Source organism: Staphylococcus sp. HMSC072E01 (assembly GCF_001814125.1).
GTDB classification, from domain to species: Bacteria; Bacillota; Bacilli; order Staphylococcales; family Staphylococcaceae; genus Staphylococcus; species Staphylococcus hominis.
Genome location: NZ_KV814984.1, coordinates 1 through 286, shown reverse-complemented (window position 1 = coordinate 286; position 286 = coordinate 1). Strand labels below are relative to the sequence as shown.

The 286-nt window shown below is 38.1% G+C and carries 1 pseudogene; it reads right to left on the bottom strand.

The features are described from left to right. Window positions 1–220: pseudogene (locus tag HMPREF2953_RS07845) on the bottom strand (hypothetical protein); the annotation flags it as partial. Window positions 221–286 lie beyond the last annotated feature (66 nt).

The window sequence follows — 286 nt, the reverse complement described above, 5'->3', positions numbered from 1 at the left end:
TATTTTCTTTGTCATGAAGTAAACTAATGGCATTATCTAACTTAGGTTGTACTGCATCTATTTTTGCGATAGCCGCTGTTACTTGTGCTGGTGTCGCATTGTCATCGTTGATGACTCTATCTGCTTCTGTTTTTGCTGCTTCAAGTTCATCATGGATTTTAGCCATTTCATTATTATATGCAGTCACGCTTGATGGTTTCTTACCTTCGATAACTCCCACATGATTTAATCCTGGGCGTTTTTGTTCTAGCGCTGACTTATCTGCTTTTAATGCATTTTTCGCTTC